The sequence below is a fragment of the Loigolactobacillus coryniformis subsp. coryniformis KCTC 3167 = DSM 20001 genome, from assembly GCF_002706425.1.
GTDB classification, from domain to species: domain Bacteria; phylum Bacillota; class Bacilli; order Lactobacillales; family Lactobacillaceae; genus Loigolactobacillus; species Loigolactobacillus coryniformis.
In genome coordinates this window covers 1,882,529-1,906,229 of sequence record NZ_CP017713.1, presented here as the reverse complement: position 1 = coordinate 1,906,229, position 23,701 = coordinate 1,882,529, and the positions used below count along the sequence as shown (strand labels likewise).

Here is a 23,701-nt window from a genome sequence, read left to right as displayed (position 1 = left end):
TCTTTCCCGTCGCTTTTCTAGTATACTATTTTCAGATTGTTGCTCAAGTGTTGTTGAGTATTGAAGGGAGGACCGGCTGGCACCGCTGTAAAATAAAAGAAAGAAGGATATGGGATGTACTTAGCTGTCAATATTGTCGGGATCTTTATTTTTCTCGCCATTGCATTTGCTTTCTCAAAGAATCGGCGCAACATCAAATGGCGTTCGATTATTTTAATGTTAGTTATAAACCTTGTTATTGCGTGGTTCTTTACCAGTTTCTCAGTTGGTACTGATATTGTTAAGGCGGCCGCAGATGGCTTTAACTGGTTAGTTGATGTTGCTTATGAAGGGATCGCGTTTGCATTAGCAAGCTGGGTCAACGTTAAGCAGATGGACTTTGTTACCAGCGCACTATTACCAATTTTAATGATCGTGCCATTATTTGATATTTTAACTTATATTGGTGTACTACCTTTTATTATTAAATGGATTGGCCGTGGCTTAGCTGTAATTACTGGTCAACCAAAGTTTGAATCATTTTTCGCCGTTGAAATGATGTTCTTAGGCAATACAGAAGCCTTGGCTGTTTCTAGCTTACAATTGAAACAAATGAAGGCAGAACGTGATTTAACCTTGGCGATGATGTCAATGAGTTGTGTGACGGCTTCAATCCTTGGGGCTTATACACAGATGATGCCAGGCCAATATATTTTAACGGCCGTACCGATTAATATTATTAACGCTATTATTGTGACTAATCTACTTAACCCACTAACTGTTACGCCAGAAGAAGACACGATTGCGCGGATGACTGGGAGTAACAGTAGTGATGCCAGTGATACGGACGCACCAGCTAAACGGGAACCATTTTTCTCCTTCTTAGGTGATTCCATTCTAGGTGCTGGTCGTCTTATTTTGATCATCGCGGCTAATGTTATTGCCTTCGTGGCTTTAGCTGCCTTAATCGATAAAATCTTAATGTTGATCAATCCTTGGTTAACGTTGGAACACATCTTAGGAATCATCATGTTCCCATTTGCTTGGTTGACCGGGTTGAACGTTGACGATGCCTTCAAGTTTGCTCAATTCATGGGGACAAAATTAGTAACCAACGAATTTGTAGTCATGGGTAAAGTAACAGGCTCAATCAACAACTATGCGCCACATTTTAAGGCAATGTTGACGGTTTTCCTAACTTCATTCGCTAACTTCTCAACGGTCGGTATGATTATCGGTGCCTTCAAGGGCTTAGTTGATAAGGAAAAGAATGATTTGATCTCGGCTAATGTCGGTTACTTATTACTTTCCGGTATTTTAGTTTCCTTGCTGTCAGCGGGGATCGTCGGTGTTTTCGTTTGGTAAACCATGAGCGAACGCTTACAATTTAAAATTAGGTTTTAATTAAAAGTTAGTCTACGGGCTAACTTTTTATTTAGCACTAAAATAAAGCGCTTTCTGTGTAGATTGAAATCGCTCAGGGGCTATGCTATGATTTTTATGTATGATTAGCGTGAAAAAGAGGGAACAATAACGGCTTAGTGGTTAATGAAAGAGGGAATAATGATGGCGCAGAAAAAAATGATCTTAGATTTGGATACTGGGATCGATGATGCATTGGCAATTGCTTATGCGTTAGCAAGCGATGAGGTTGATTTGATTGGTATTACCAGCACGTACGGTAACGTGGTTACAGCTGAAGCTGGCCAAAATAGTTTGCGGATCTTAGAGTTGCTGGGGCGGACGGATATTCCCGTTTACTTAGGCTTACCGCATTCATCGACGACTGATCATTTCGATGTTATGCAGGTTAGCAAAGACATTCATGGCGTCAACGGTATTGGCGAGGTGAGCTTACCAACTGCCCAACGTGCAGTAGAGAATAAATCAGCGGTTGATTTCATGATCGAAGCAGCACGTCAATATGGTGACGACTTGATCATTGTACCAACTGGACCGATGACTAATTTGGCGGCGGCTTTAGCCCAAGCGCCAGAAATAACGGCTTTGGTCGGCAACGTTACTTTTATGGGCGGTGCGCTGACTGTGCCTGGTAATGTGACTGAGGTAGGTGAAGCCAATATTAATCAAGATCCAGCTGCGGCGGATCAGGTTCTGCGGAGCCCGTTTAATTTAACGATGGTGGGCTTGGATGTTACCTTGCGCACCTTATTAACTAAAAAAGAAACGCAATTATGGCGTGATCTCGGCACGAAATCTAGTGTGGCTTTCGCGAATATCGTCGATTATTATATTGATGCGTATGCTGCATTGAATCCGCAATTACATGGTTGTGCGCTACATGATCCTTTAGCAGTGGGCGTAGCTTTGGATCCAAGTCTAGTCCAAACAATCGGCCTTAATATGAAAGTTGAAACGGAGGCGCCATTTGCTGCGCGGACAGTTGGGGATGTTGACCGTCTTGATTTACCAACCACTAACGTTCAAGTAGCCGTAAATGTGGATGTACCGAAGTATTTACAACGTTTTATGCATCGCTTAACTGCTTTATTTGCCCATAACTAAAATTGCCTGATAGAGAGGAATAAATGATGACTCAAGATGAACTGAAAAAAATGGTCGGCGATCTAGCCGCAACTTATGTAAAAGACGGGATGGTCGTTGGCCTAGGAACTGGCAGTACGGTTAAATTTATGGTTGATGCCTTAGGCCATCGTGTCGCCAAAGAAGGTCTAAAGATCGTCGGTGTACCGACATCGGATCGAACTGCAGCACAAGGCCGTAAGTTAGGCATTCCAATCAAGGCTGTGGATGAAGTAGATCAGATTGATTTAACGATCGATGGTGCTGATCAGATCGATGCTGATTTTCAAGGAATCAAAGGTGGCGGTGCCGCTCATTTATTTGAGAAAATCGTGGCAATCAATTCTAAACGCAATATGTGGATCGTGGATGAATCCAAAATGGCGCCAAAATTAGGTAGTTTTCCGTTGCCATTAGAAGTGATCCCCTATGGTAGTCAACAATTATTTAAACGTTTAGCTGCTAAAGGTCTGCATCCTGCATTTCGGGAGCAAGCTGGGCAACGCGTTTTAACAGATTCTAAAAATTATGTGATCGATTTACATCTAGGTCAAATCGATGATGCTTTCCGCTTAGCACAGTACCTCAATCAGCAAGTGGGCATCGTAGAACACGGATTATTTTTAAATGTTGTGAACACCGTCATCGTCGGCTACGCTGATGGTCCTAAAGTGTTACAAGCGCCAGAACGTCCAAATTATCGTGATCTTAAAGCTTAAACTAAATAGTGACGCTCCTCGCTAAGTGTCATTAATAGTGAAGTAGCGCCATGATTCAACGCAGCGCATCTCGCCTTGCCAGGTTTCTTGCGGTAGGGGTTTTGCCACAAGAATGGGCAACGTCCGTAGTATTAAAAGATATTTGCGGACTTTGCAAATAACTCACGCTGATTACGGAGTAGTAGTTGAATGGACATCGTTCGTAACATCAGAATTTATTAGCGTATTTGGCTAATAAATATCCTTAATAGTGAAGTAGAGGTGCTCATAAATGGTAAAGAAGATTATTTTAGATTGTGATCCAGGCCACGATGATGCAATTGCGTTAATGATGGCTGTTGCGTCCCCAGAAATTGATTTGTTGGCGGTCACAGCGTCAGCGGGGAACCAAACACCGCAAAAAACGCTGAATAATGTGTTGCGTATGTTGACGCTGTTAGGGCAGACGGATATTCCAGTTGCTGGAGGAAATCAAAAGCCGTTATTACAAAATCTACAGATTGCTGAAAGTGTTCATGGTGAAACTGGATTGGATGGGACTGAATTACCTGAACCTGCCTTTGCGGCGCAATCGATCCCAGCAGTTGAATTGATCGCGCAAACGTTACGTGCGAGTGATGAACCAGTGACCTTAGTCGTTACCGGACCAATGACGAATGCGGCGTTATTCTTGTCAGTTCACCCAGAACTAAAAGATAAATTAGCGCAGATCGTTTTTATGGGCGGTGCAATGGGCTTAGGCAATTGGACCCCACAAGTCGAATTCAATATGTTTGTCGATCCGGAAGCAGCTAAATTAGTGATCGATACAGGCGTACCACTGGTGATGGCTGGGTTAGATGTGACCCATAAGGCACAGATTCTGCCCGCCGATGTCACTGCATTTCGCGAAATTGGTAACCCAGTTGCCAAAGCGATTGCTGATTTGCTGGACTTCTATCATATTTACTACAGCCAGCCAAAGTGGGGATTCAAGGGGACACCAGTGCACGATCCATGTACGATTGCTTGGCTGATCGAACCAACATTGTTTGACACCGTAAAGCGTAATTTAGATATTGAAACTACTGGTACATTGACACGCGGCGAGACGATCATTGATTATTATGAACTAACCGGTAAGCCAATCAATGCTGAAATCTTACTAGATATTGATCGGACAAAATTTGTTGATTTGATCACGCAATGTTTACATGCATTTGACTAAATGTTGTTTAGCAGAGGAAGGAACTTTAAATATGAAAGTAGCTGTAAAAAACGAAACTGATTTACGCGAACTGATCACAAAGGATGATCCTAATGCTGAAAGTGTACTTTTATTTTTACTAGTTCCGGCCGTTAATACGGGAGTAGCACAAGTAGGTTTTAAACCAACCACAACAACTGATAATAAAAAAGCGTTGTTGCAAGTTGAGTATCAGGGTAAATATGTAACGGGCTATTATCAAGCAGTAATGACATTAGCACAATATGAAACTTTAAAGGCTGATTTATTGAAGTTACGTGATTACACTTTTACGCAAACATTTAAATTAACAGCACCACTAGCAACGGGTGAGGCACCAATTTTATTAACTGACGATAAAATTTGATTTTGATTAGAAAAATTTAAATTAAATTAAAATTAAACTAGACTTTCTCACATTTAAGTGCTAATTTATAGATAACCATTTATTTATTTCCTCTAACACACTGTGTTAAAACCGATTGATTATTTATTGATCAATGCGGATAAAGACACCTCCACACACCCAGGAGGTGTTTTTATTTCGTTGATTTGAAAGCAGTTACAAAAAATCGTTGACAATCAATTTATAAACGGGTATATTCATCTTGTAAGGTATTTCATCATTACCTTTAAATCAATTCTCTTTCTCTCTTATGCCAACCACTGTTCCGCAGACAGTGGTTATTTTTGTGCAGTCATCTATAAATCCTTTTACATTAAGGTTGTTATAGATGACTTTTTTAGGTGGTTTCCCCAAAGTCACTATCATCTATATGTTTTCCCAAATTGCAAGAACAAATTAGCCACGCAATAAATCCCGGCAAGACAGTATTTTCATTGATATTCATATTTTAAAGATTCAATCTTTAGCCAGCGGCAGCGGAGAAAAGCTCTTTTGGGGTTTGGTAACCTGACTGCCGGCGTGGTAAGTTGTTTAGCTTGGCTTCCACTGCTTGGATATCACTAGGGCCTAAAGTATCCATGGACAGGCCCTTAGGCACATCACGACGGATCATTCGATTATGCGCCTCATTTGTGCCTCGTTCTGAAGAGCGGTAAGGGTGGGCATAATAAAGGTCGGCAACGCCGTCAAGCACCGTCCCCGCCGCTGCGAACTCTGCCCCGTTGTCAGCGGTAACGGACTTCATGATGTGCCCGTATTCTTGGCAGATCTTAGCCAGTTCGTAGTTGACTGAATCGGTGTCACGGCCATCAATCAAACGCAGGATCTGACAGCGAGATTGGCGCTCAATCAGCGTTAGAATAACACTTTCTTGGCCGTTACGTTTACCGACTACGGTATCCAACTCAAAGTGACCGAACTCTTGGCGCTGATCAATACTTTTAGGTCGCTCTTCGATACTTCGTCCGGCCAGACGCTTATGCTTGGGTGAATGGTGGTGTTTGGTGCGGCGCCGGTTTTTTTCGAGCAGATCAAGATTACGGACTTCAAGTAGTTGCGCATCGATATAGTGGTATAACGTCTTGGTCGAAACCATCTCCTCAGGTTGATATAAGCCTTCAAGTTTAGCACGGCCCACCGCGGCATCAGGCGACCAACCGTCTTGGTGCAAATGGGCCGTAAAGTAGTGGATAAAGTCAGCGACACCAGCGAGTTTCAAAGGTCGATGACAGGACATTCGGTTAGCTTCGTATTTGGCCTGTGCCGCTTCTGGCGAGTACTCGCGGTGATATTGCCGTTGACCGTTCACTTTTTTAACTTGGTCGATCTCACCACGGCGTAGTTCATTACTGATTGTTTGATGACAAACGCCGATAACTCTAGCAATTGCGCGGTTAGAGTATCCTTGGCTGTGTAGCGTGGCGATTCTGCCGCGCTCAAATGAAGTTAGGTGGTGACCTTTTTCTCGGACTGTGGTATTCTGTTCTTGCATCAAGACAATAACCTCTTTCATTTTTGTGTTGGAACATCAATGATAACAGAGATTTGTCTTGGTGTTTTTTATTTTTTCAATTAGCTGGATCTAATTGGCTAACTTGATTATAAAACGCGCGATCTATATGTTTTTGTTTTTTAAAGGACTTGGCAAGTGACGTAAAAGCAACTAGAATAGGTTATTGATATTAATGTTTTATTGGTGTGTGCATATGCTTATGCCAGCGACTACTATGCAATCGCAACAATGTGATTAGTTGGTTTAGGGATTTGCTAACTCAAACTTACTTATCGCGGTCGATTAAATGAGCTAGCAATAAGTCGCAGCGAACGGTTTAAACTACGAATTTTATAACGACGTACCTTAATTGTGGGATAGGAGAAAATTGATGCGCTTAGCACAAAATTTAGAAACGACCAACTTACAGTTGCGCGTTTTAACAACTGCAGAGTTGCCGACTTTATTCGAACTGTGGTCCGATCCACAAGTGACACATTTTATGAACATTGAACCAATGCAATCAATTGCTGAAGCTAGGCAAATGGTTGATCTGTTTAGTCAAGCGGCCGATGGCGATAGTGCGGTGCGGTATGGTATTTGGTATCAACAACACCTGATCGGCACTTGTGGTTATAATGAAATTAATTGGCAGTTGCAACGAGCTGAAATTGGTTATGAGTTGGCAACTAACGCGTGGCACCAAGGTTTTGGTACTGAGTTAGTGGGTGCATTGGTAGCTGATGCCTTCCAACATTTACAGTTGCAGCGTTTAGAAGCCTACGTTTTGCCAGATAATATTGCTTCACAACGTGTGCTGACACATAATCATTTCCAAAAAGAAGGGCGTTTACGCCACTATGAGCAAACTGACAGTGGTTTTAGCGACATTGACCTTTACAGCTGCATTGCTGGCTTAGATATTGGGGGAAAAACACTTGATAACAATTGATTTGATTCAGGAAATTATGCGTAATGATGGAACAACTTACTTGGATATAAGTAATATGTTGATGAATGGACGGGCTGAATTAGCCGCGATTCGTGGTTTAATTAAGCAAGTACGGATTATTCAGTTAAATATTCCCCGCTCAACTGCAGTCGTGGCATATGAAAAATATTTAAATGAGCATTTTACTTTACCAGCTGAGGATTTTACTGAGTGGCAGGAATGGCTACCGGAACCAAATGCCCAAAGTGAACAGGATTATAAAACGATTATTCGTGAAAATCATGTTGGTTAATTTTATGAGAAACTGCAGGAAACTTTTCTCATATTTTTTCATATGAAAAGTGCGTGTTTATAGCATTTTTATGTAATTAATAATAACTAACTGATTTTTTTCTAAATAAATCTTTGCAATAATGAGGAAAATATGATATAAATTTATATGTTGAGTTATTAATTGTCCAGTAGTTCAGCGGTAGAATACCGGTCTGTTAAACCGTAGGTCGTTGGTTCGAACCCAACCTGGACAGTCATATGATCGAGAAGAGGTTAAGGCAAATATTAATTTGCTTTAACCTCTTTTCTTTTTTATTGTGAAATTGATCTGATTCGCTGTTTTTTTAGTTGATTAAGGTTATGCTTGAAGAAATGGTTTTAATAAGTGGGTGATTCGATGCAGTATTTTACAGCAGATACACATTTTTTTCATGAACAATTATTAGGTAACAATGATTTTGCGCCGCGTTTGTTTGATTCGGTTGAAGAAATGAATCAAGCAATTATAACAGCATGGAATCGGCGAGTCACTGATCGCGATATTGTCTACCATTTAGGGGATATTGCTATGCGACCAAGTAATTATCCAGGTAATGACGAAGTATTAGAAGTTTTACAACAATTAAATGGGCAGTTGATCTTGATCAAAGGGAACCATGATAATCGTGCTTTGTTCAAGTTTTTGGCAAAGCATAACTCAATGATCGCTCCAGGACGACCAAAATTTCAGTTTCACGATGTTGGTGTTTTGATCAAAGCTAATCATTTTCAGTTTTTTATGACGCATTATCCATTAATGATGGGCATAGTTAAGCAAACCATGAATTTACACGGACATATTCATCATTCTAGTGTACCGTTAGCTGAAAATATTAATGTTGGTGTGGACGCACCAGAATTGGACTTGTTGGCGCATAAATTACCGTTTGGAACACCATTATCGGTGGCAGAAATTTTCGAAATTTACACAAAAAAAGCGGCGCTATTAGCGAAGCAACACAAAAATTAATTTTTTATTAGTAGTCACATTGATTTTTAATCTTACCTCGATTATCATTAGCTTAAAATAAGTTAGGTTTTGGAGGGATGGTTATGACAGTACCAGTAAAATCATTGATCAAATTTCAAGAAGCAATTACGACGCGTGCGCTGCCGCAAAATAAACAAGTTGTAGCTGATCTTTTGCAGCTTGCGCTGATCAAATATCAGGCGGGACAGATGACGTTGGCCTATCTGGAATATAGTTTATTTCCACAATTATTGCCGCTGTTGCAAGCAGATCAGGTTGCGGCGGTTAAGCGCGTTTTTCAACAATATGGGCAATCAGAGTAAGTGACTTGACGCTGATTGCTTTTCACTCTAAGCTAATATTAGTGTAATATTTGAATTGGTTTGAATAAGCAATTTAAGGGGCTAATAAAGCAGATCTTAATTTGTGGTAGCGCCATGTTTCAACTAAGCGAGTTTTGCTTTAGTTGAATGGCCATCGCCCGTAGCATCAAGGATAATTAGTGGTTTTGGCTAATTACCTACCTTAATTGTGGAGTAGCGCCATGTTTCAACTAAGCAGGTTTTGCTTTAGTTGAATGGACATCGCCTGCAGCATCAAGGGTAATTAGTGGTTTTGGCTAATTATCTACCTTAATTGTGGAGTAGAGGAGTATCAGTCATGACGGAAAGTATCCATATTTTGCATACGAATGATATACATTCACACTTGGAACACTGGCCCCGAATTCGGCGTTGGTTATTAGCTGAGCAAACAAAATTGCGCCAAAGCGGGTCAACTGTGGTGACGTTGGATATTGGGGATGCAATGGATCGGGTTCACCCTTTGACCGAGGCAACTGACGGTCGCGCAAACGTGGCACTGTTTAATCAAATTGGTTACGATGCGGTGACTATTGGTAACAACGAAGGTATTGGTAATTCACAGGAGCAGTTAAATCAGCTTTATGATCAAGCTAATTTTGACGTTGTTTTAGCTAATTTGCGGGATCGGAAAACGAAGCAACCGCCAAAATGGGCGTTGCAGACTAAGATCATTACAACTGCCGCTGGTACACGTATCGCTTTGTTTGGGCTGACAGCTCCGTATATTTCGACTTATCGGCCAAATGGATGGGAACCTGAGTTAGCGCAACAAGTGTTACCAGAGTTGTTGGCGGAGTTAGCGGGTAAAGCCGATGTTTTAGTTCTATTGTCACATTTAGGCTTAGATGTGGATAAATGGATTGCTAAAAACTATCCAGCAATCACCGTCATTATTGGAAGCCACACCCATCATTTGCTGATCAATGGTTTATTAGTTAATCAATCGCTGTTAGCGGCGGCGGGTCGCTATGGGCAGTATATTGGTCATATTACATTAACAATCGATGCCCACCATCGTGTGTTGACAAGGCAGGCCGGCGTGGTTAAAACCAGTGAGTTACCGGTGGCACCAGGTGATCGTGCTGAAATTGCTGGTTATCGTCGCCATGGGCACCAACAACTAAAGCGCCAAAAAATTGCGACGTTATCAAAAACATTGAGCGCACAACCTGTGGGGAATTCACCGCAAATGACAGTTGCTTTACACGCCGTTGCTCAGGCAGCTGGGACGGATGTGGCCTTTTTGAATACGGGAATATTTTTAGCGCCTTTTAAGAAGGGCATCATCACGGCTGATGATCTACATCAAGCTTTACCGCACGCGATGCATTTATTGCGTATTCGGCTACGCGGCTATGATGTTTGGCGCTTGGTGCAAGAAATCGAAAAAGCGCGCTTGTTTTTACGCCACTTTGAATTGCATGGATTGGGTTTTCGTGGTAAGTTATTTGGCGACATGGTTTATCAGGGGTTGAGCTGGGATTCGGCCGACCGTACGGTTAAATGGCGTGGCCAGCCACTAGATCCCGATCGTGTCTATACTATGGCCGCGGTGGATACTTATTTGTATTTTCCGTTTTTCCCGACAATTGAAATTGTTGGTGAAACGGAGGTGCTTTTCCCTGGCGTTTTACGCAATGCGATTGCGGATTATTTAAAGCATAGTGAGTTAAAGTGAGGTGCACGGATGAACACTGAAAAAAAACAGCCTAAAGCAACTGAAAGGCCAGCTACGATCAATTTGGCTGCTGAGATCACCGCAGCCGTTCAAACTGACGATACGCCAGAAATTGAGCGAGTTTTGATGGAGTCGGACAATATGTTGACGATCGATGGTCGGCCGTATGAACTGGTGGCTAATTACCATGATGGCTTTGATAAAGACAAGTTGGCCGCTCGTTTTAGTGATATTTTAACGAAATATGATTATATCGTCGGCGATTGGGGCTACGAACAGTTGCGGCTAAAGGGTTTTTATGCTGAAAATAATAAGCGGGCCCACCGTGACCAATTGATCACAACGTTAGAAGATTATTTATATGAGTATTGTAATTTTGGTTGTGCTTATTTTGTGTTGCAGCGTTTAGGTACGCCCAAACGAGACAATAGTACTGGTAACAGCTCAAAACGGCGGCGGACGCGTTCACCACGACGGCGGCAGCAAGCACACACTAGTGAACATCGTGAGCAAGCTGATCCACTGAAACGTAAAAATGTACGGGCGGAGACTAATAATAAATCGCCGCGCAAACGCCATTTTACGATCAGAAAGCAAAAGGCAACTAAACCAACTAAGAAAGTGCATTAATTGTGAAGGGAATAAATAACTAGCATGCAGAAGAAATATAAGGCTTATTTTATTGATTTAGATGGTACATTATATCGCGGTAAAGAAAAGATTCCAGCGGCGGCGCGCTTTATTGCACGTTTGCAGGCAGCCGGGATCCCTTTTTTAGTTTTAACGAATAATACCACGCAAACACCTGAAACGGTAGCCCGGAATCTAACGGCTAATTACGACATGAAAATTGCACCAGAAAACGTTTATACTGCTGGCTTAGCTACCGCTGATTATTTGAAGCGATTAAACTTAGGAAAAAAGGTTTACGCTATTGGCGAATTAGGCTTGAAACAAGCAATTTTGAATCAAGGTTTCTCCTTTGATGAATACCGGCCAGATTACGTTGTGGTTGGTTTGGACTGGGATGTCACTTATCGTAAGTTTGAAAAAGCAACTTTGGCCATCCAGCGCGGGGCTAAATTTATTGGGACTAACGCGGACACTAATTTACCGAATGAGCGTGGCCTTGTTCCTGGCGCCGGCTCAGTGATTGCGTTAGTTGAACGCTCAACACAGCAAAAGGCGACTTATGTAGGTAAACCGGAGCCAATCATGTTGGAAGCGGCTTTGGCGCATTTTGGTTTAGACAAGTCTGAAGCAATCATGGTCGGTGATAATTATAATACTGACATTATGGCGGGGATTAATACTGGTGTGGATACCTTGTTGGTTTATACCGGTTATTCCAAGCCGGCGGATATTGAGCAAGTGGCGGTTAAACCGACTTATGAAGTTGAGAATTTAGATCAATGGGAAGTTTAGCCGGCTATCGGATCAAGCGCGGCCTGTGGTGGGTGTGCTTGTTTTTCTGTTTGCTTAGCTGGGTGATTCTGTTAACGTTTGGCTCAACTTGGCTATATCGTTTGGATGTCCATTTACTCGGGATCTTGACTGATGTACCGATGAGTGTTGCCCGCTTGATGCGCAATTATCGCCAAATGCTAAGTTATGTGATGTTTCCCTGGGTGCAGCATTTACAAATGAGTGATTTTCCTAGTTCTTATGCAGGAGCGCAGCATTTTGCTGATGTCAAACAGTTAGTCTTGGTGAATAATCTGGTTTTAGTAGTCACAACGCCGCTAAGCGTCTATTTCTTGCGTCAATTGCGGCGTCAAAAGTTATTGTGGCAACTAATGCGTCCGGTAACGGTAATGGCCGTGATCCCGTTTGGGTTATTGCTACTTTTATTAGCTAATTTTCAAACCTTTTTCACCGATTTTCATCAAGTGTTGTTCCACAATCAAGATTGGCTATTTGATCCAGTGACAGATCCAATTATTAATGTGTTGCCAGAAACGTTTTTCATGCACTGTTTTATTTTGGCGATTATTTTATTTGAGGGCTGTTTATTGGTAGCTTGGCTGATTGGTCGACGAGCTTTAAACCAACTAAAATAGGCGCTACGTCTGTCGTTATGGCAGATGTAGCGTCTATTTGTTATGAAAGCTAACTACAGTGATTCTGGCTTACGGTTAAGTCGACCACGGCAGTAAGTCACAATAATTGGTAATAGTGAGATACCGATAATGCCTAAAACAACTAATGAGAAATTATCTTGCACAACGGGGATGTTGCCAAAGAAGTAGCCGGCAGTACAACATAGTGCCACCCAGAGAAAACCGCCCAATACATTATAATGGATAAACTTGCGATAATTCATATGGCTACCACCAGAAATAAAGGGGGCAAAGGTACGAATGAATGGCATGAAGCGCGCGATTGCAATCGTTTTGCCACCATGTTTGTTGAAGAAGGCTTCAGCTTTGCTCAACTTCTGTTGATCAAGAAAACGACCGAAAAATGAATTGTTGCTGGCGGCCAAACCAACGCGCTTACCGATTTCATAATTAACGCTATCACCGAGTACTGCAGCGGCGAAGAACACCGCTAACAGTAACCAAATGTTTAGGTTAAAGGCCTGATTGGCGGCTAACGCACTAGCGGCAAATAATAATGAATCCCCCGGTAAAAATGGCAAGATCACCACACCGGTTTCGATGAAGATCATTAAGAACAATACGAGGTAAGTTGAGTTACCGAATTGGTTAACGATCGTCACTAGATGTTCGTCAATGTGCAAAATAAAATCAATTAATTGGGGCATAACTGTCTCCTTTTAAGTTAATTGGTTTGTGTCCAGTTAGTATACCGGAAAAAAGTAGCAACGTATAGCCAAGTTGATAAAAATAGGACTAAAGCCGCAGAAGCAGTTTAGTCCTATTTTTTGTATTAATAAATATCTTCTTCTTCATTTTGTATTAATAAATATCTTCTTCAGGATTAGCGTGGGCGAGACGACTGGCTGCAGCGGCAGCTACAGCCCCAACTAGATCATCGAGAAAAGTATGGATGATACCTGGTTCATGAGCGTTTAACTTAGCGAGAATGCCTGGCTTGATTTTATCGATGTAGCCGTAATTGGTTGAGCCGATCGATCCGTAAACATTGACGATACTCAACGCCATTACTTCATCAATACCGTACAATCCTTCATCGGCTTCAATGATTTCCTGTAGTGGTGTCATCAATTGCTTCTGTTCAGCCAATAGGTCTAACTGAATACCAGTCATAATAGCATTTTGAATTTCACGTTTATGCAGCACAACTTCAACGCTGTTGCGACACTCCGGTAAGGTTAAGTGTTCAATATAGTCTTTTTGCAAAAACATGACGAGTTCAGCAATAGCGTCTAGGGTTACGCCGCGCTGAGTCAACAACTTCAATGTGGTTTCGTATAATTTTAATTGTTTTGGTGTCATATTAATGGTCCATCTGTGTACTGTGTAGTGGCTGACGACGTTCTGGGTAAAGCTTGACCGCAATATCGTTGATTGCAGTTGGTGCTTCGCCAAACCCGGCGGCAATTAACTTCACTTTGCCAGGATAGGTCACACAATCACCGATACCATAAACACCAGGGATGCTGGTTTCCATATTCGCATCAACTTTCAATAAGCGATGATCTAGTGGTAATCCCCATTTCCGTAAAGCGTGGTTATCGGCGGTAAAACCGTAGTTGACTAGTAAGGCGTCAACAGCTAAATCAACGTGATCTTCACTTTTGACTTTTTTAAGGTCTAGGCTCAGTTCAGGACCATCAGTGACCCCGTCGATCAGATAGGGTGTCATTAATTCAACGGTTCCTTGATGTAAACGTTCGACGCTTGATTCTAACCCGCGGAATTGATCGCGCCGATGGATCAAGTAAACTTTTTTGGCAATACCTTCTAAGGTCAGCGCCCAGTCGATCGCAGAGTCACCGCCACCAGCAATGGCAACTGTTTTATCAGCAAAATCAGCGACATTTTTGACGAAGTAGAAAATTTTCTGATCTTCTAGAGCTTGGTCATAATCGATTGCGAGTTTGCGTGGGGCGAAGGAACCACCGCCAATTGCAACGACAACACTACGCGACTTATATTGTCCCTTAGTCGTAGTTAATACGAAGATATCATCAGTTTTGTCAATCGCAGTAACTTCTTCATTGGTCGCAACAGTTGGTGCAAAATCAGGAAAGACGGTCATTTGCTTGTGCAATGCGCTGATTAATTGACCACCCTTAATGCCAGCAAAGCCAGCGACATCGCGAATAATTTTTTCTGGATATAAGGTACTAACTTGGCCACCTAGTTCAGGTAAGCTTTCAACAACCAAGGTATCTAACTGGCGCATACCAGCATAAAATGCGGTGAACATGCCGACAGGGCCGCCACCGATCACAGTAATATCATAAATATGTTCAGACTCAGACAAAATGTTGCCTCCTCCTATATAGTAAACTTATCAATAATTGCTACTCTAGCACAAAATAATAGTTAAGAACAAGGGGCGGTCAATGAGTTTGACGGGAGTGTCAAGAAGTTTGTGTAAATGAAAATCCCTTCTCCTGGCAAAATAATGTATTAATCGAAAAGTGATTCTAACGTGTCTTTGACTTGACCAAATCCGCGATGGCTACGATTGAAGTACTTTTCGTTATAGCTTATGACTTGAACTCCGATAAAATTGTCTAAAGATTTTTCGTTTGGAAATTGTTCCTTTGGTTTGGTCTTGCGTTTGATTCTTTTGTTCAGTGATTCTAAGATATTGGTTGAATAAATTGTTGGTCGAATGGCCGGGGGAAAACTCAGGAAAGCTAATAGTTCATTTTCAATGGATTTAAGTTGCTGGATCAGATTGGAATACGATTTCCCCCATGCACCATAAAAATCATTTAAGATCTTGTGTGCTGCAGTTACATCGGTCGCTGAATGCAACTCTTTAAAGTCATTTAAGATCGCCTCACGATCTTTTAAACGCACATGCGAACCAATATTACGCATAACATGTACTAGGCATCTTTGAAATTTGGCTTTCGGGAAAGCGTGCAATAATGCTGGCTGCAGACCAACCATTCCATCTGCAATGATCAACTGGACTTGTTCTAATCCACGTTTTTTAAGATCTTCTGCCATTTCTGACCAAACTCCTGCATTTTCACTTGGAGCGATTCGATAATCAAGAACTTCTTTGATGCCGACAGATGTAATACCTAAAGCAATATAGACCGCTTCTCTTTGAACTGAATCGCGGCGCAAAGGTAAGTAAGTTGCATCTAAGAAAAGACAAACATAGTTTGCCTTAATAGTTCGTTGATGAAAAGCTTCAATCTGTTTTGTTACCTGAGCAGTGATATTAGAAACAGTAGTAGGTGAATAATAAGCGCCATACATTTTTTCAATCAAATCTGTAATTTCACGGGTCGTAACGCCCTTGGAATAAAGCTGAATGATTGTTGTTTCTAAAGCGTCCTGACGATGAGAATAGGCTGGAAGCAGGTGGTTATGAAAATGGCCCTTACGGTCACGCGGCACAGCAATCTTCAACTTACCATATTCAGAGTCAATTAAGCGATAATACTGGCCATTGCGAGAATTGCCCGAATTAAAGCCGCAGCGGTCATAAGGATCATAACCAAGCAAAGCTGTTAGTTCAGCTTGCAAGATGTGATTAATAGCCGTTTCGAGTTGTTGACGAAAAAGTTCTTTAACATCGCCATTTGATAATAGAGTTTTGGTTAAATCTTTGGTAAACTGGTCCATGGGGAATCCCTCCGTTTTGGTTTGGTTTGACGATTTAATCATACGGGGAAGGGATTCCCTTTTCAATAGGATTTTTATTCATTTACACAAACTATTTTATACTCTCAGTTTGACATGAATTTATTACGAAGTAGTACTAAGTTCATGTTATAATGATGCAGATAAAAAATATTAACTAGATGAAGATTAGTCTAGTGTCGCGGAGGTCAAAAAATGAGCTATCCTCAATTAGCATTAAATGAAGTAACCGGCCCTAAAGCAACGATCAAAACCAACCTTGGTGAAATCGTCGTTCAACTTTTTCCAGAACAAGCGCCTAAGACTGTGGAAAATTTCATTGCCTTAGCCAAAAAGGATTATTATAATGGCGTAACATTTCATCGGGTGATCCCTGATTTCATGATTCAAGGTGGCGATCCGACTGGAACTGGTGCTGGTGGTGAAAGCAGCTTTGGTGGACCATTTGCAGATGAGTTCTCTAATGAAGTTTTCAATTTAAACGGGGCACTATCAATGGCTAATGCTGGCCCTAATACCAATGGTAGCCAATTCTTCATCGTTACCAATACGGATGTACCTGCTAATATGATCCAACAAATGGAAGGCGCAGGCTATCCAGCTGAAATTATTGACGCTTATAAAAATGGGGGCACACCGTGGCTCGATCATCGGCATACTGTTTTTGGTCAAGTTTTATCTGGCCTCGACATTGCCGAAAAGATCAGCCAAGTTAAGCGTGATATGCAAGATAAACCATTAAGCGACGTTGTTATGGAAACTGTAACGATCACAGATTAATAAAATAGTGGTGGACTAGGTCAAGCTGACTTAGGCGCCACTATTTTTTTAGTTAACTTGCAGCCTGTGTATCCCTCAGCTATAATATCATGTTAGATTGGCTGTTACGCATTTATGGATAGATAGGTGCAACAAGCATTAATTATTGAACCTGCTTTTGTAGTAGTTACTTTATAAGAACTGAATCTTAATGAAATGGAAGGGAGCTGAATTGTATTGACTTATCATATTGGCGATATTGTTAAGGGAACGGTGACGGGCATTCAACCGTATGGAGCATTTATTGCGTTGGACGATGAAACCCAGGGCCTGATTCACATTTCTGAATGTCAGCATGGTTACGTTAAAGACATTCATCAGATTTTGCATGTTGGTCAGCAGATCCAAGTTCAGGTATTAGATATTGATGAGTTCACCCAAAAAATCAGTTTGTCGCGCCGTACCTTGGTACCGACACCTACGCATTCAGATCATAATCGACGTAAGTACTATTGGACTAGTCGCGATGAGCATACTGGATTTAAACCGATTGCGGAACGGTTACCAGTGTGGGTAGCAACAGCACTAGAAGAGTTAGTTCACGAATAATCTTTTTGACTAGGCAGAGCTGGATTTCAATTAGCAATTTTATCTTAGTTAAATGATTATCAAAAAGTGTTATTTTTAAGTGAGGCAGAGAGGAAGCTATTATGAAACAAGTTGCGGGGACGATCATGTTGATCGATAAAACTGGTGCGCCTAAATTCTTAGTTACGAAGTCGGCGGCAGACTATCATTTAATGTTGGCTGATCAGGAAGATGGACGAACACCATTGGCAACAATCTTGGCTGCAATCAAAGATCAATTAGGATTGAACGTTAATGATCTACGTTTAGGTGAGTTAAGTAATGTGATCATCGAGGATCAGGATGTTTCACTGTTTGTGTTTGAGTGGGGGAATATTGCAGCTCAGCAATTGTCAGAGAACATTACCTCGCTTCAAGCAAAGAGTTATACCTTTGAACATCCTAAGATATTACGCGGTTTATTGACGCAGATCGATATGAGCGGGGTCCCACATTTTAACTAAGTGAGCTAATTTTGGTATAAATATACTAAATTCGAAATTTTTTTCTTGACGCTACCGCGAAATGTTGATATAGTATTTGTTGTTGTCAGTTACAGCTCGTGTCGTTGAAAAAAGTTTTTAAAACTTTTTGTTGACAGATCTTGCTTAACTTGATAAACTAATAAAGTTGTCACTTGTTGAGTTATTCATTTCTATTTGCATAAAGATGCAGAGTAAAAGCTTGATTTAACAAGGCATAACGAAATCAGAAATGAACGGCTTGAATATTTATTCAAAAAGTTCTTGACAAGCTTCGCTCGTCATGATAAACTGATTAAGTTGTGTTGAGCAACAAGGTAGACCTTTGAAAACTGAACAAAGTTTCGACAAATCAAATGTGTAGGGTCTTTATTTTTTACCGGCCTTCGGACCGGTTCGAGATAAAGCAAACATTTGCGAAGTCAATTCAATTTGAATTATAACTCGCTAGCAACAAAATCAATTGAGCAATCAATTTTCATTTTATATGAGAGTTTGATCCTGGCTCAGGACGAACGCTGGCGGCGTGCCTAATACATGCAAGTCGAACGCACTGACGTCGACCGAAGCTGCTTGCAGTGGACGTTGATTGACGTGAGTGGCGGACGGGTGAGTAACACGTGGGTAACCTACCCTTAAGTGGGGGATAACATTTGGAAACAGATGCTAATACCGCATAACCATTCAGACCACATGGTCTGAATGTAAAAGACGGCCTTTGGCTGTCACTTTTGGACGGACCCGCGGCGTATTAGTTAGTTGGTAAGGTAACGGCTTACCAAGACAATGATACGTAGCCGACCTGAGAGGGTAATCGGCCACATTGGGACTGAGACACGGCCCAAACTCCTACGGGAGGCAGCAGTAGGGAATCTTCCACAATGGACGAAAGTCTGATGGAGCAACGCCGCGTGAGTGAAGAAGGTTTTAGGATCGTAAAACTCTGTTGTTGGAGAAGAACAGGGACTAGAGTAACTGTTAGTCCTTTGACGGTATCCAACCAGAAAGCCACGGCTAACTACGTGCCAGCAGCCGCGGTAATACGTAGGTGGCAAGCGTTGTCCGGATTTATTGGGCGTAAAGCGAGCGCAGGCGGTTTTTTAAGTCTGATGTGAAAGCCTTCGGCTTAACCGAAGAAGTGCATTAGAAACTGGAAAACTTGAGTGCAGAAGAGGACAGTGGAACTCCATGTGTAGCGGTGAAATGCGTAGATATATGGAAGAACACCAGTGGCGAAGGCGGCTGTCTGGTCTGTAACTGACGCTGAGGCTCGAAAGTATGGGGAGCGAACAGGATTAGATACCCTGGTAGTCCATACCGTAAACGATGAATGCTAAGTGTTGGAGGGTTTCCGCCCTTCAGTGCTGCAGCTAACGCATTAAGCATTCCGCCTGGGGAGTACGACCGCAAGGTTGAAACTCAAAGGAATTGACGGGGGCCCGCACAAGCGGTGGAGCATGTGGTTTAATTCGAAGCAACGCGAAGAACCTTACCAGGTCTTGACATCCTTTGACCACTGTAGAGATACAGCTTTCCCTTCGGGGACAAAGTGACAGGTGGTGCATGGTTGTCGTCAGCTCGTGTCGTGAGATGTTGGGTTAAGTCCCGCAACGAGCGCAACCCTTATGACTAGTTGCCAGCATTTAGTTGGGCACTCTAGTAAGACTGCCGGTGACAAACCGGAGGAAGGTGGGGATGACGTCAAATCAGCATGCCCCTTATGACCTGGGCTACACACGTGCTACAATGGTCGGTACAACGAGTTGCGAACCCGCGAGGGTAAGCTAATCTCTTAAAGCCGATCTCAGTTCGGATTGTAGGCTGCAACTCGCCTACATGAAGCCGGAATCGCTAGTAATCGCGGATCAGCACGCCGCGGTGAATACGTTCCCGGGCCTTGTACACACCGCCCGTCACACCATGAGAGTTTGTAACACCCGAAGTCGGTGGGGTAACCCTTTTAGGGAACTAGCCGCCTAAGGTGGGACAGATGATTGGGGTGAAGTCGTAACAAGGTAGCCGTAGGAGAACCTGCGGCTGGATCACCTCCTTTCTAAGGAATAATTACGGAAACCTACACGATTTGTTTTGAAACTTTGTTTAGTTTTGAGAGGTTTACTCTCATACTTATATTAATTGGACGCTTTTTTTTGGGCCTATAGCTCAGCTGGTTAGAGCGCACGCCTGATAAGCGTGAGGTCGATGGTTCAAGTCCATTTAGGCCCATTTCTAATTAATATGGGGGATTAGCTCAGATGGGAGAGCGCCTGCTTTGCACGCAGGAGGTCATCGGTTCGATCCCGTTATCCTCCATTAACAGCGAGAGCTGTTAAACGTTGTACTTTGAAAACTGGATATTCAATTTCTTTGTAATATATAAACCGAGAATTAACACTGCGTTTTAAAGAGTTTTTTAAGAAAGTATTTCTTAATCGCTAAACTCTAACCGTGATACCGTTAGGTATCAAATAGGTTAAGTTAAGAAGGGCGCACGGTGGATGCCTTGGCACTAGGAGCCGATGAAGGACGGTACTAACACCGATATGCTTCGGGGAGCTGTACGTAAGCTTTGATCCGGAGATTTCCGAATGGGGGAACCCAGCCAACTTAGTCGTTGGTTACTCATAAGTGAATACATAGCTTATGAGAGGTAAACGTGGGGAACTGAAACATCTCAGTACCTGCAGGAACAGAAAGAAAATTCGATTCCCTAAGTAGCGGCGAGCGAACGGGGAACAGCCCAAACCATGATGCTTGCATTGTGGGGTTGTAGGACTGAACTTTGGAGTTACCAAAGTCGTTGATAACTGAGTCAGTTGGAATGCTGAACAAAACAGGGTGAAAGTCCCGTAAGTCAAATCAACGGCTCTTCGTTCAGGATCCTGAGTACGGCGGAACACGTGAAATTCCGTCGGAATCTGGGAGGACCATCTCCCAAGGCTAAATACTACCTAGTGACCGATAGTGGACCAGTACCGTGAGGGAAAGGTGAAAAGAACCCCGGAAGGGGAGTGAAACAGTTCCTGAAACCGTGTGCCTACAATTAGTTAGAGCCCGTTAATGGGTGATAGCGTGCCTTTTGTAGAATGAACCGGCGAGTTACGTTTGCATGCGAGGTTAAGCTGATAAGGCGGAGCCATAGCGAAAGCGAGTCTGAATAGGGCGTTTAGTATGTAGACGTAGACCCGAAACCAAGTGACCTACCCATGTCCAGGTTGAAGGTGTGGTAAAACACACTGGAGGACCGAACCCGTGTATGTTGAAAAATGCTGGGATGAGGTGTGGGTAGCGGTGAAATTCCAAACGAACTTGGAGATAGCTGGTTCTCTTCGAAATAGCTTTAGGGCTAGCCTCGGAATTGACCATCATGGAGGTAGAGCACTGTTTGGACTAGGGGCCCGTCTTGGGTTACTGAATTCAGATAAACTCCGAATGCCATTGATGAATTATCCGGGAGTCAGACAGTGAGTGATAAGATCCATTGTCGAAAGGGAAACAGCCCAGACCACCAGTTAAGGTCCCCAAATTTATGTTAAGTGGAAAAGGATGTGGGGTTGCATAGACAACTAGGATGTTGGCTCAGAAGCAGCCACCATTTAAAGAGTGCGTAATAGCTCACTAGTCGAGTGACCCTGCGCCGAAAATGTACCGGGGCTAAACATAATACCGAAACTGTGGATGACCACTTATGTGGTCATGGTAGGAGAGCGTTCTAAGGGCGTTGAAGGTTGATCGTGAGGACAACTGGAGCGCTTAGAAGTGAGAATGCCGGTATGAGTAGCGAAAGACAGGTGAGAATCCTGTCCACCGTATGACTAAGGTTTCCTGGGGAAGGCTCGTCCTCCCAGGGTTAGTCGGGACCTAAGCTGAGGCCGCAAGGCGTAAGCGATGGCCAACAGGTTGAGATTCCTGTACTAGTTTATTTTGTTTGAACGATGGAGGGACGCAGGAGGCTAAAGGATCCGCACGATTGGAAATGTGCGGCCAAGCAATAAGTCTTGGTGTGAGTCAAATGCTTGCACCTGTACGGACAAGTTGTGATGGGGAGCGAATTTAAGTAGCGAAGTCCTTGATGTCACACTGCCGAGAAAAGCTTCTAGTGAGAAATAAACTACCCGTACCGCAAACCGACACAGGTAGTCGAGGAGAGTATCCTCAGGTGTGCGAGAGAACTCTCGTTAAGGAACTCGGCAAAATGACCCCGTAACTTCGGAAGAAGGGGTGCTGATCTAACGATCAGCCGCAGTGAATAGGCCCAGGCGACTGTTTATCAAAAACACAGGTCTCTGCTAAATCGTAAGATGACGTATAGGGGCTGACGCCTGCCCGGTGCTGGAAGGTTAAGTGGATGAGTTAGTACTTCGGTACGAAGCCCAGAAATGAAGCCCCAGTAAACGGCGGCCGTAACTATAACGGTCCTAAGGTAGCGAAATTCCTTGTCGGGTAAGTTCCGACCCGCACGAAAGGCGTAACGATCTGGGCACTGTCTCGACGAGAGACTCGGTGAAATTATAATACCCGTGAAGATGCGGGTTACCCGCGACAGGACGGAAAGACCCCATGGAGCTTTACTGTAGCTTGATATTGAGTGTTTGTACCGCTTGTACAGGATAGGTAGGAGCCGTTGAAGCCGGAACGCTAGTTTCGGTGGAGGCATTGGTGGGATACTACCCTTGCTGTATGAACCCTCTAACCCGCGCCACTTAGCGTGGCGGGAGACAGTGTCAGGTGGGCAGTTTGACTGGGGCGGTCGCCTCCTAAAAAGTAACGGAGGCGCCCAAAGGTTCCCTCAGAATGGTTGGAAATCATTCATAGCGTGTAAAGGCATAAGGGAGCTTGACTGCGAGACTTACAGGTCGAGCAGGGACGAAAGTCGGGCTTAGTGATCCGGTGGTTCCGTATGGAAGGGCCATCGCTCAACGGATAAAAGCTACCCTGGGGATAACAGGCTTATCTCCCCCAAGAGTCCACATCGACGGGGAGGTTTGGCACCTCGATGTCGGCTCATCACATCCTGGGGCTGTAGTTGGTCCCAAGGGTTGGGCTGTTCGCCCATTAAAGTGGTACGCGAGCTGGGTTCAGAACGTCGTGAGACAGTTCGGTCCCTATCCGTCGCGGGCGTAGGAAATTTGAGTGGAGCTGTTCCTAGTACGAGAGGACCGGAATGGACATACCGCTGGTGTACCAGTTGTGCCGCCAGGCGCATCGCTGGGTAGCTAAGTATGGCCGGGATAAACGCTGAAAGCATCTAAGTGTGAAGCCCCCCACAAGATGAGATTTCCCATTCCTTTATGGAAGTAAGACCCCTGAGAGATGATCAGGTAGATAGGTTGGAAGTGGACGTGCCGTGAGGCATGGAGCGGACCAATACTAATCGGTCGAGGACTTAACCAAGTAGCATGTACGTAGTGTTAGTTTAAGGGCAAAGA

21 protein-coding genes, 3 tRNA genes and 2 rRNA genes are annotated in these 23,701 nt (G+C 43.2%); 21 read left to right on the top strand and 5 right to left on the bottom strand.

The window, feature by feature from the left end; all coding sequences use genetic code 11:
• Positions 1 to 114 precede the first annotated feature (114 nt).
• The 5 genes from LC20001_RS09475 (at position 115) to LC20001_RS09455 (ending at position 4,834) form a co-directional block, all read left to right on the top strand.
• On the top strand, positions 115 to 1,344 hold the full coding sequence (locus LC20001_RS09475; RefSeq protein WP_003678915.1) for a NupC/NupG family nucleoside CNT transporter: 1,230 nt from the start codon (positions 115 to 117) through the stop codon (positions 1,342 to 1,344).
• Between the two features lie 201 nt (positions 1,345 to 1,545).
• Complete coding sequence (locus tag LC20001_RS09470; protein ID WP_035457368.1) at positions 1,546 to 2,505, top strand: nucleoside hydrolase; 960 nt, start codon at positions 1,546 to 1,548, stop codon at positions 2,503 to 2,505.
• Between the two features lie 26 nt (positions 2,506 to 2,531).
• Positions 2,532 to 3,242 carry a ribose-5-phosphate isomerase RpiA gene (gene rpiA / locus LC20001_RS09465; RefSeq protein WP_010011660.1) on the top strand — a complete coding sequence of 237 codons (711 nt, stop codon included), beginning with the start codon at positions 2,532 to 2,534 and terminating at the stop codon, positions 3,240 to 3,242.
• Between the two features lie 271 nt (positions 3,243 to 3,513).
• The gene (gene rihA / locus LC20001_RS09460; protein WP_010011659.1) at positions 3,514 to 4,449 is read left to right on the top strand and encodes a pyrimidine-specific ribonucleoside hydrolase RihA; all 936 of its coding nucleotides are present in this window, start codon (positions 3,514 to 3,516) and stop codon (positions 4,447 to 4,449) included.
• A 31-nt stretch (positions 4,450 to 4,480) separates the two neighbouring features.
• Positions 4,481 to 4,834 (top strand): hypothetical protein, encoded by a 354-nt coding sequence (locus LC20001_RS09455; RefSeq protein ID WP_010011658.1) that lies wholly within the window; start codon positions 4,481 to 4,483, stop codon positions 4,832 to 4,834.
• 502 nt (positions 4,835 to 5,336) lie between these two features.
• Here LC20001_RS09455 and LC20001_RS09450 read toward each other — a convergent pair.
• Complete coding sequence (locus LC20001_RS09450) at positions 5,337 to 6,365, bottom strand: IS30 family transposase (protein WP_169925060.1); 1,029 nt, start codon at positions 6,363 to 6,365, stop codon at positions 5,337 to 5,339.
• A 391-nt stretch (positions 6,366 to 6,756) separates the two neighbouring features.
• On the opposite strand from LC20001_RS09450, the gene LC20001_RS09445 reads away from it, so the two are divergent.
• The 9 genes from LC20001_RS09445 to LC20001_RS09405 all read left to right on the top strand — a co-directional run bounded on the left by LC20001_RS09445 (position 6,757) and on the right by LC20001_RS09405 (position 12,702).
• The gene (locus LC20001_RS09445) at positions 6,757 to 7,317 is read left to right on the top strand and encodes a GNAT family N-acetyltransferase (RefSeq protein ID WP_010011657.1); all 561 of its coding nucleotides are present in this window, start codon (positions 6,757 to 6,759) and stop codon (positions 7,315 to 7,317) included.
• Entirely contained in the window at positions 7,289 to 7,609 is a 321-nt protein-coding gene (locus LC20001_RS09440; protein ID WP_029507753.1) for a hypothetical protein, read from the top strand. Before LC20001_RS09445 ends, LC20001_RS09440 begins: the two co-directional genes overlap by 29 nt.
• A 163-nt stretch (positions 7,610 to 7,772) precedes the next feature.
• Positions 7,773 to 7,844, top strand: a tRNA-Asn gene (locus LC20001_RS09435).
• A 143-nt stretch (positions 7,845 to 7,987) separates the two neighbouring features.
• On the top strand, positions 7,988 to 8,599 hold the full coding sequence (locus LC20001_RS09430; RefSeq protein ID WP_010011656.1) for a metallophosphoesterase: 612 nt from the start codon (positions 7,988 to 7,990) through the stop codon (positions 8,597 to 8,599).
• Positions 8,600 to 8,682: 83 nt separating this feature from the next.
• Positions 8,683 to 8,922, top strand: a complete 240-nt coding sequence (locus tag LC20001_RS09425; protein WP_010011655.1) for a hypothetical protein — start codon at positions 8,683 to 8,685, stop codon at positions 8,920 to 8,922.
• A gap of 337 nt (positions 8,923 to 9,259) precedes the next feature.
• Positions 9,260 to 10,642, top strand: a complete 1,383-nt coding sequence (locus LC20001_RS09420) for a bifunctional metallophosphatase/5'-nucleotidase (RefSeq protein ID WP_010011653.1) — start codon at positions 9,260 to 9,262, stop codon at positions 10,640 to 10,642.
• Between the two features lie 9 nt (positions 10,643 to 10,651).
• Positions 10,652 to 11,272, top strand: coding sequence for a YutD family protein (locus LC20001_RS09415; RefSeq protein WP_010011652.1), 621 nt, complete (start codon positions 10,652 to 10,654; stop codon positions 11,270 to 11,272).
• A gap of 24 nt (positions 11,273 to 11,296) precedes the next feature.
• Complete coding sequence (locus LC20001_RS09410; protein ID WP_003678932.1) at positions 11,297 to 12,067, top strand: TIGR01457 family HAD-type hydrolase; 771 nt, start codon at positions 11,297 to 11,299, stop codon at positions 12,065 to 12,067.
• Complete coding sequence (locus tag LC20001_RS09405; RefSeq protein WP_010011651.1) at positions 12,055 to 12,702, top strand: TIGR01906 family membrane protein; 648 nt, start codon at positions 12,055 to 12,057, stop codon at positions 12,700 to 12,702. Before LC20001_RS09410 ends, LC20001_RS09405 begins: the two co-directional genes overlap by 13 nt.
• A gap of 53 nt (positions 12,703 to 12,755) precedes the next feature.
• Here LC20001_RS09405 and LC20001_RS09400 read toward each other — a convergent pair whose 3' ends face one another.
• The 4 genes from LC20001_RS09400 to LC20001_RS09385 all read right to left on the bottom strand — a co-directional run bounded on the left by LC20001_RS09400 (position 12,756) and on the right by LC20001_RS09385 (position 16,386).
• On the bottom strand, positions 12,756 to 13,409 hold the full coding sequence (locus LC20001_RS09400) for a VTT domain-containing protein (RefSeq protein ID WP_010011650.1): 654 nt from the start codon (positions 13,407 to 13,409) through the stop codon (positions 12,756 to 12,758).
• Positions 13,410 to 13,563: 154 nt separating this feature from the next.
• Positions 13,564 to 14,064 carry a phosphatidylglycerophosphatase A family protein gene (locus tag LC20001_RS09395; RefSeq protein ID WP_010011648.1) on the bottom strand — a complete coding sequence of 167 codons (501 nt, stop codon included), beginning with the start codon at positions 14,062 to 14,064 and terminating at the stop codon, positions 13,564 to 13,566.
• A 1-nt stretch (position 14,065) separates the two neighbouring features.
• Positions 14,066 to 15,058: an NAD(P)/FAD-dependent oxidoreductase gene (locus LC20001_RS09390; protein ID WP_003678940.1), complete on the bottom strand. Its 993-nt coding sequence runs from the start codon at positions 15,056 to 15,058 to the stop codon at positions 14,066 to 14,068.
• Positions 15,059 to 15,207: 149 nt separating this feature from the next.
• Entirely contained in the window at positions 15,208 to 16,386 is a 1,179-nt protein-coding gene (locus LC20001_RS09385) for an IS256 family transposase (RefSeq protein ID WP_099267088.1), read from the bottom strand.
• Positions 16,387 to 16,599: 213 nt separating this feature from the next.
• On the opposite strand from LC20001_RS09385, the gene LC20001_RS09380 reads away from it, so the two are divergent.
• From LC20001_RS09380 to LC20001_RS09350, 7 genes are all read left to right on the top strand, one after another.
• A complete protein-coding gene (locus tag LC20001_RS09380) occupies positions 16,600 to 17,184 on the top strand; it encodes a peptidylprolyl isomerase (protein ID WP_003678941.1) in 585 nt (194 codons plus the stop codon).
• A gap of 216 nt (positions 17,185 to 17,400) precedes the next feature.
• On the top strand, positions 17,401 to 17,772 hold the full coding sequence (locus LC20001_RS09375) for a CvfD/Ygs/GSP13 family RNA-binding post-transcriptional regulator (RefSeq protein ID WP_010011646.1): 372 nt from the start codon (positions 17,401 to 17,403) through the stop codon (positions 17,770 to 17,772).
• 101 nt (positions 17,773 to 17,873) lie between these two features.
• Positions 17,874 to 18,254 (top strand): hypothetical protein, encoded by a 381-nt coding sequence (locus tag LC20001_RS09370; protein ID WP_010011645.1) that lies wholly within the window; start codon positions 17,874 to 17,876, stop codon positions 18,252 to 18,254.
• Positions 18,255 to 18,755: 501 nt separating this feature from the next.
• Positions 18,756 to 20,325: ribosomal RNA gene (locus LC20001_RS09365) — 16S ribosomal RNA — on the top strand.
• 99 nt (positions 20,326 to 20,424) lie between these two features.
• Positions 20,425 to 20,498, top strand: a tRNA-Ile gene (locus LC20001_RS09360).
• 14 nt (positions 20,499 to 20,512) lie between these two features.
• A tRNA-Ala gene (locus tag LC20001_RS09355) sits at positions 20,513 to 20,585 on the top strand.
• Positions 20,586 to 20,743: 158 nt separating this feature from the next.
• Positions 20,744 to 23,666, top strand: a 23S ribosomal RNA gene (locus tag LC20001_RS09350).
• The 16S and 23S rRNA genes sit together here with 2 tRNA genes alongside, the layout of an rRNA operon.
• Positions 23,667 to 23,701: the final 35 nt, after the last annotated feature.

Bases quoted from the DNA above. Each gene is read 5' to 3' on its own strand.
- LC20001_RS09420 (WP_010011653.1), top strand. From the start codon at position 9,260: ATGACGGAAAGTATCCATATTTTGCATACGAATGATATACATTCACAC.
- rihA (WP_010011659.1), top strand. From the start codon at position 3,514: ATGGTAAAGAAGATTATTTTAGATTGTGATCCAGGCCACGATGATGCA.
- LC20001_RS09370 (WP_010011645.1), top strand. From the start codon at position 17,874: ATGAAACAAGTTGCGGGGACGATCATGTTGATCGATAAAACTGGTGCG.
- rpiA (WP_010011660.1), top strand. From the start codon at position 2,532: ATGACTCAAGATGAACTGAAAAAAATGGTCGGCGATCTAGCCGCAACT.
- LC20001_RS09475 (WP_003678915.1), top strand. From the start codon at position 115: ATGTACTTAGCTGTCAATATTGTCGGGATCTTTATTTTTCTCGCCATT.
- LC20001_RS09430 (WP_010011656.1), top strand. From the start codon at position 7,988: ATGCAGTATTTTACAGCAGATACACATTTTTTTCATGAACAATTATTA.
- LC20001_RS09405 (WP_010011651.1), top strand. From the start codon at position 12,055: ATGGGAAGTTTAGCCGGCTATCGGATCAAGCGCGGCCTGTGGTGGGTG.
- LC20001_RS09470 (WP_035457368.1), top strand. From the start codon at position 1,546: ATGGCGCAGAAAAAAATGATCTTAGATTTGGATACTGGGATCGATGAT.
- LC20001_RS09455 (WP_010011658.1), top strand. From the start codon at position 4,481: ATGAAAGTAGCTGTAAAAAACGAAACTGATTTACGCGAACTGATCACA.
- LC20001_RS09415 (WP_010011652.1), top strand. From the start codon at position 10,652: ATGAACACTGAAAAAAAACAGCCTAAAGCAACTGAAAGGCCAGCTACG.
- LC20001_RS09385 (WP_099267088.1), bottom strand. From the start codon at position 16,386: ATGGACCAGTTTACCAAAGATTTAACCAAAACTCTATTATCAAATGGC.
- LC20001_RS09410 (WP_003678932.1), top strand. From the start codon at position 11,297: ATGCAGAAGAAATATAAGGCTTATTTTATTGATTTAGATGGTACATTA.
- LC20001_RS09445 (WP_010011657.1), top strand. From the start codon at position 6,757: ATGCGCTTAGCACAAAATTTAGAAACGACCAACTTACAGTTGCGCGTT.
- LC20001_RS09425 (WP_010011655.1), top strand. From the start codon at position 8,683: ATGACAGTACCAGTAAAATCATTGATCAAATTTCAAGAAGCAATTACG.
- LC20001_RS09395 (WP_010011648.1), bottom strand. From the start codon at position 14,064: ATGACACCAAAACAATTAAAATTATACGAAACCACATTGAAGTTGTTG.
- LC20001_RS09400 (WP_010011650.1), bottom strand. From the start codon at position 13,409: ATGCCCCAATTAATTGATTTTATTTTGCACATTGACGAACATCTAGTG.
- LC20001_RS09450 (WP_169925060.1), bottom strand. From the start codon at position 6,365: ATGCAAGAACAGAATACCACAGTCCGAGAAAAAGGTCACCACCTAACT.
- LC20001_RS09380 (WP_003678941.1), top strand. From the start codon at position 16,600: ATGAGCTATCCTCAATTAGCATTAAATGAAGTAACCGGCCCTAAAGCA.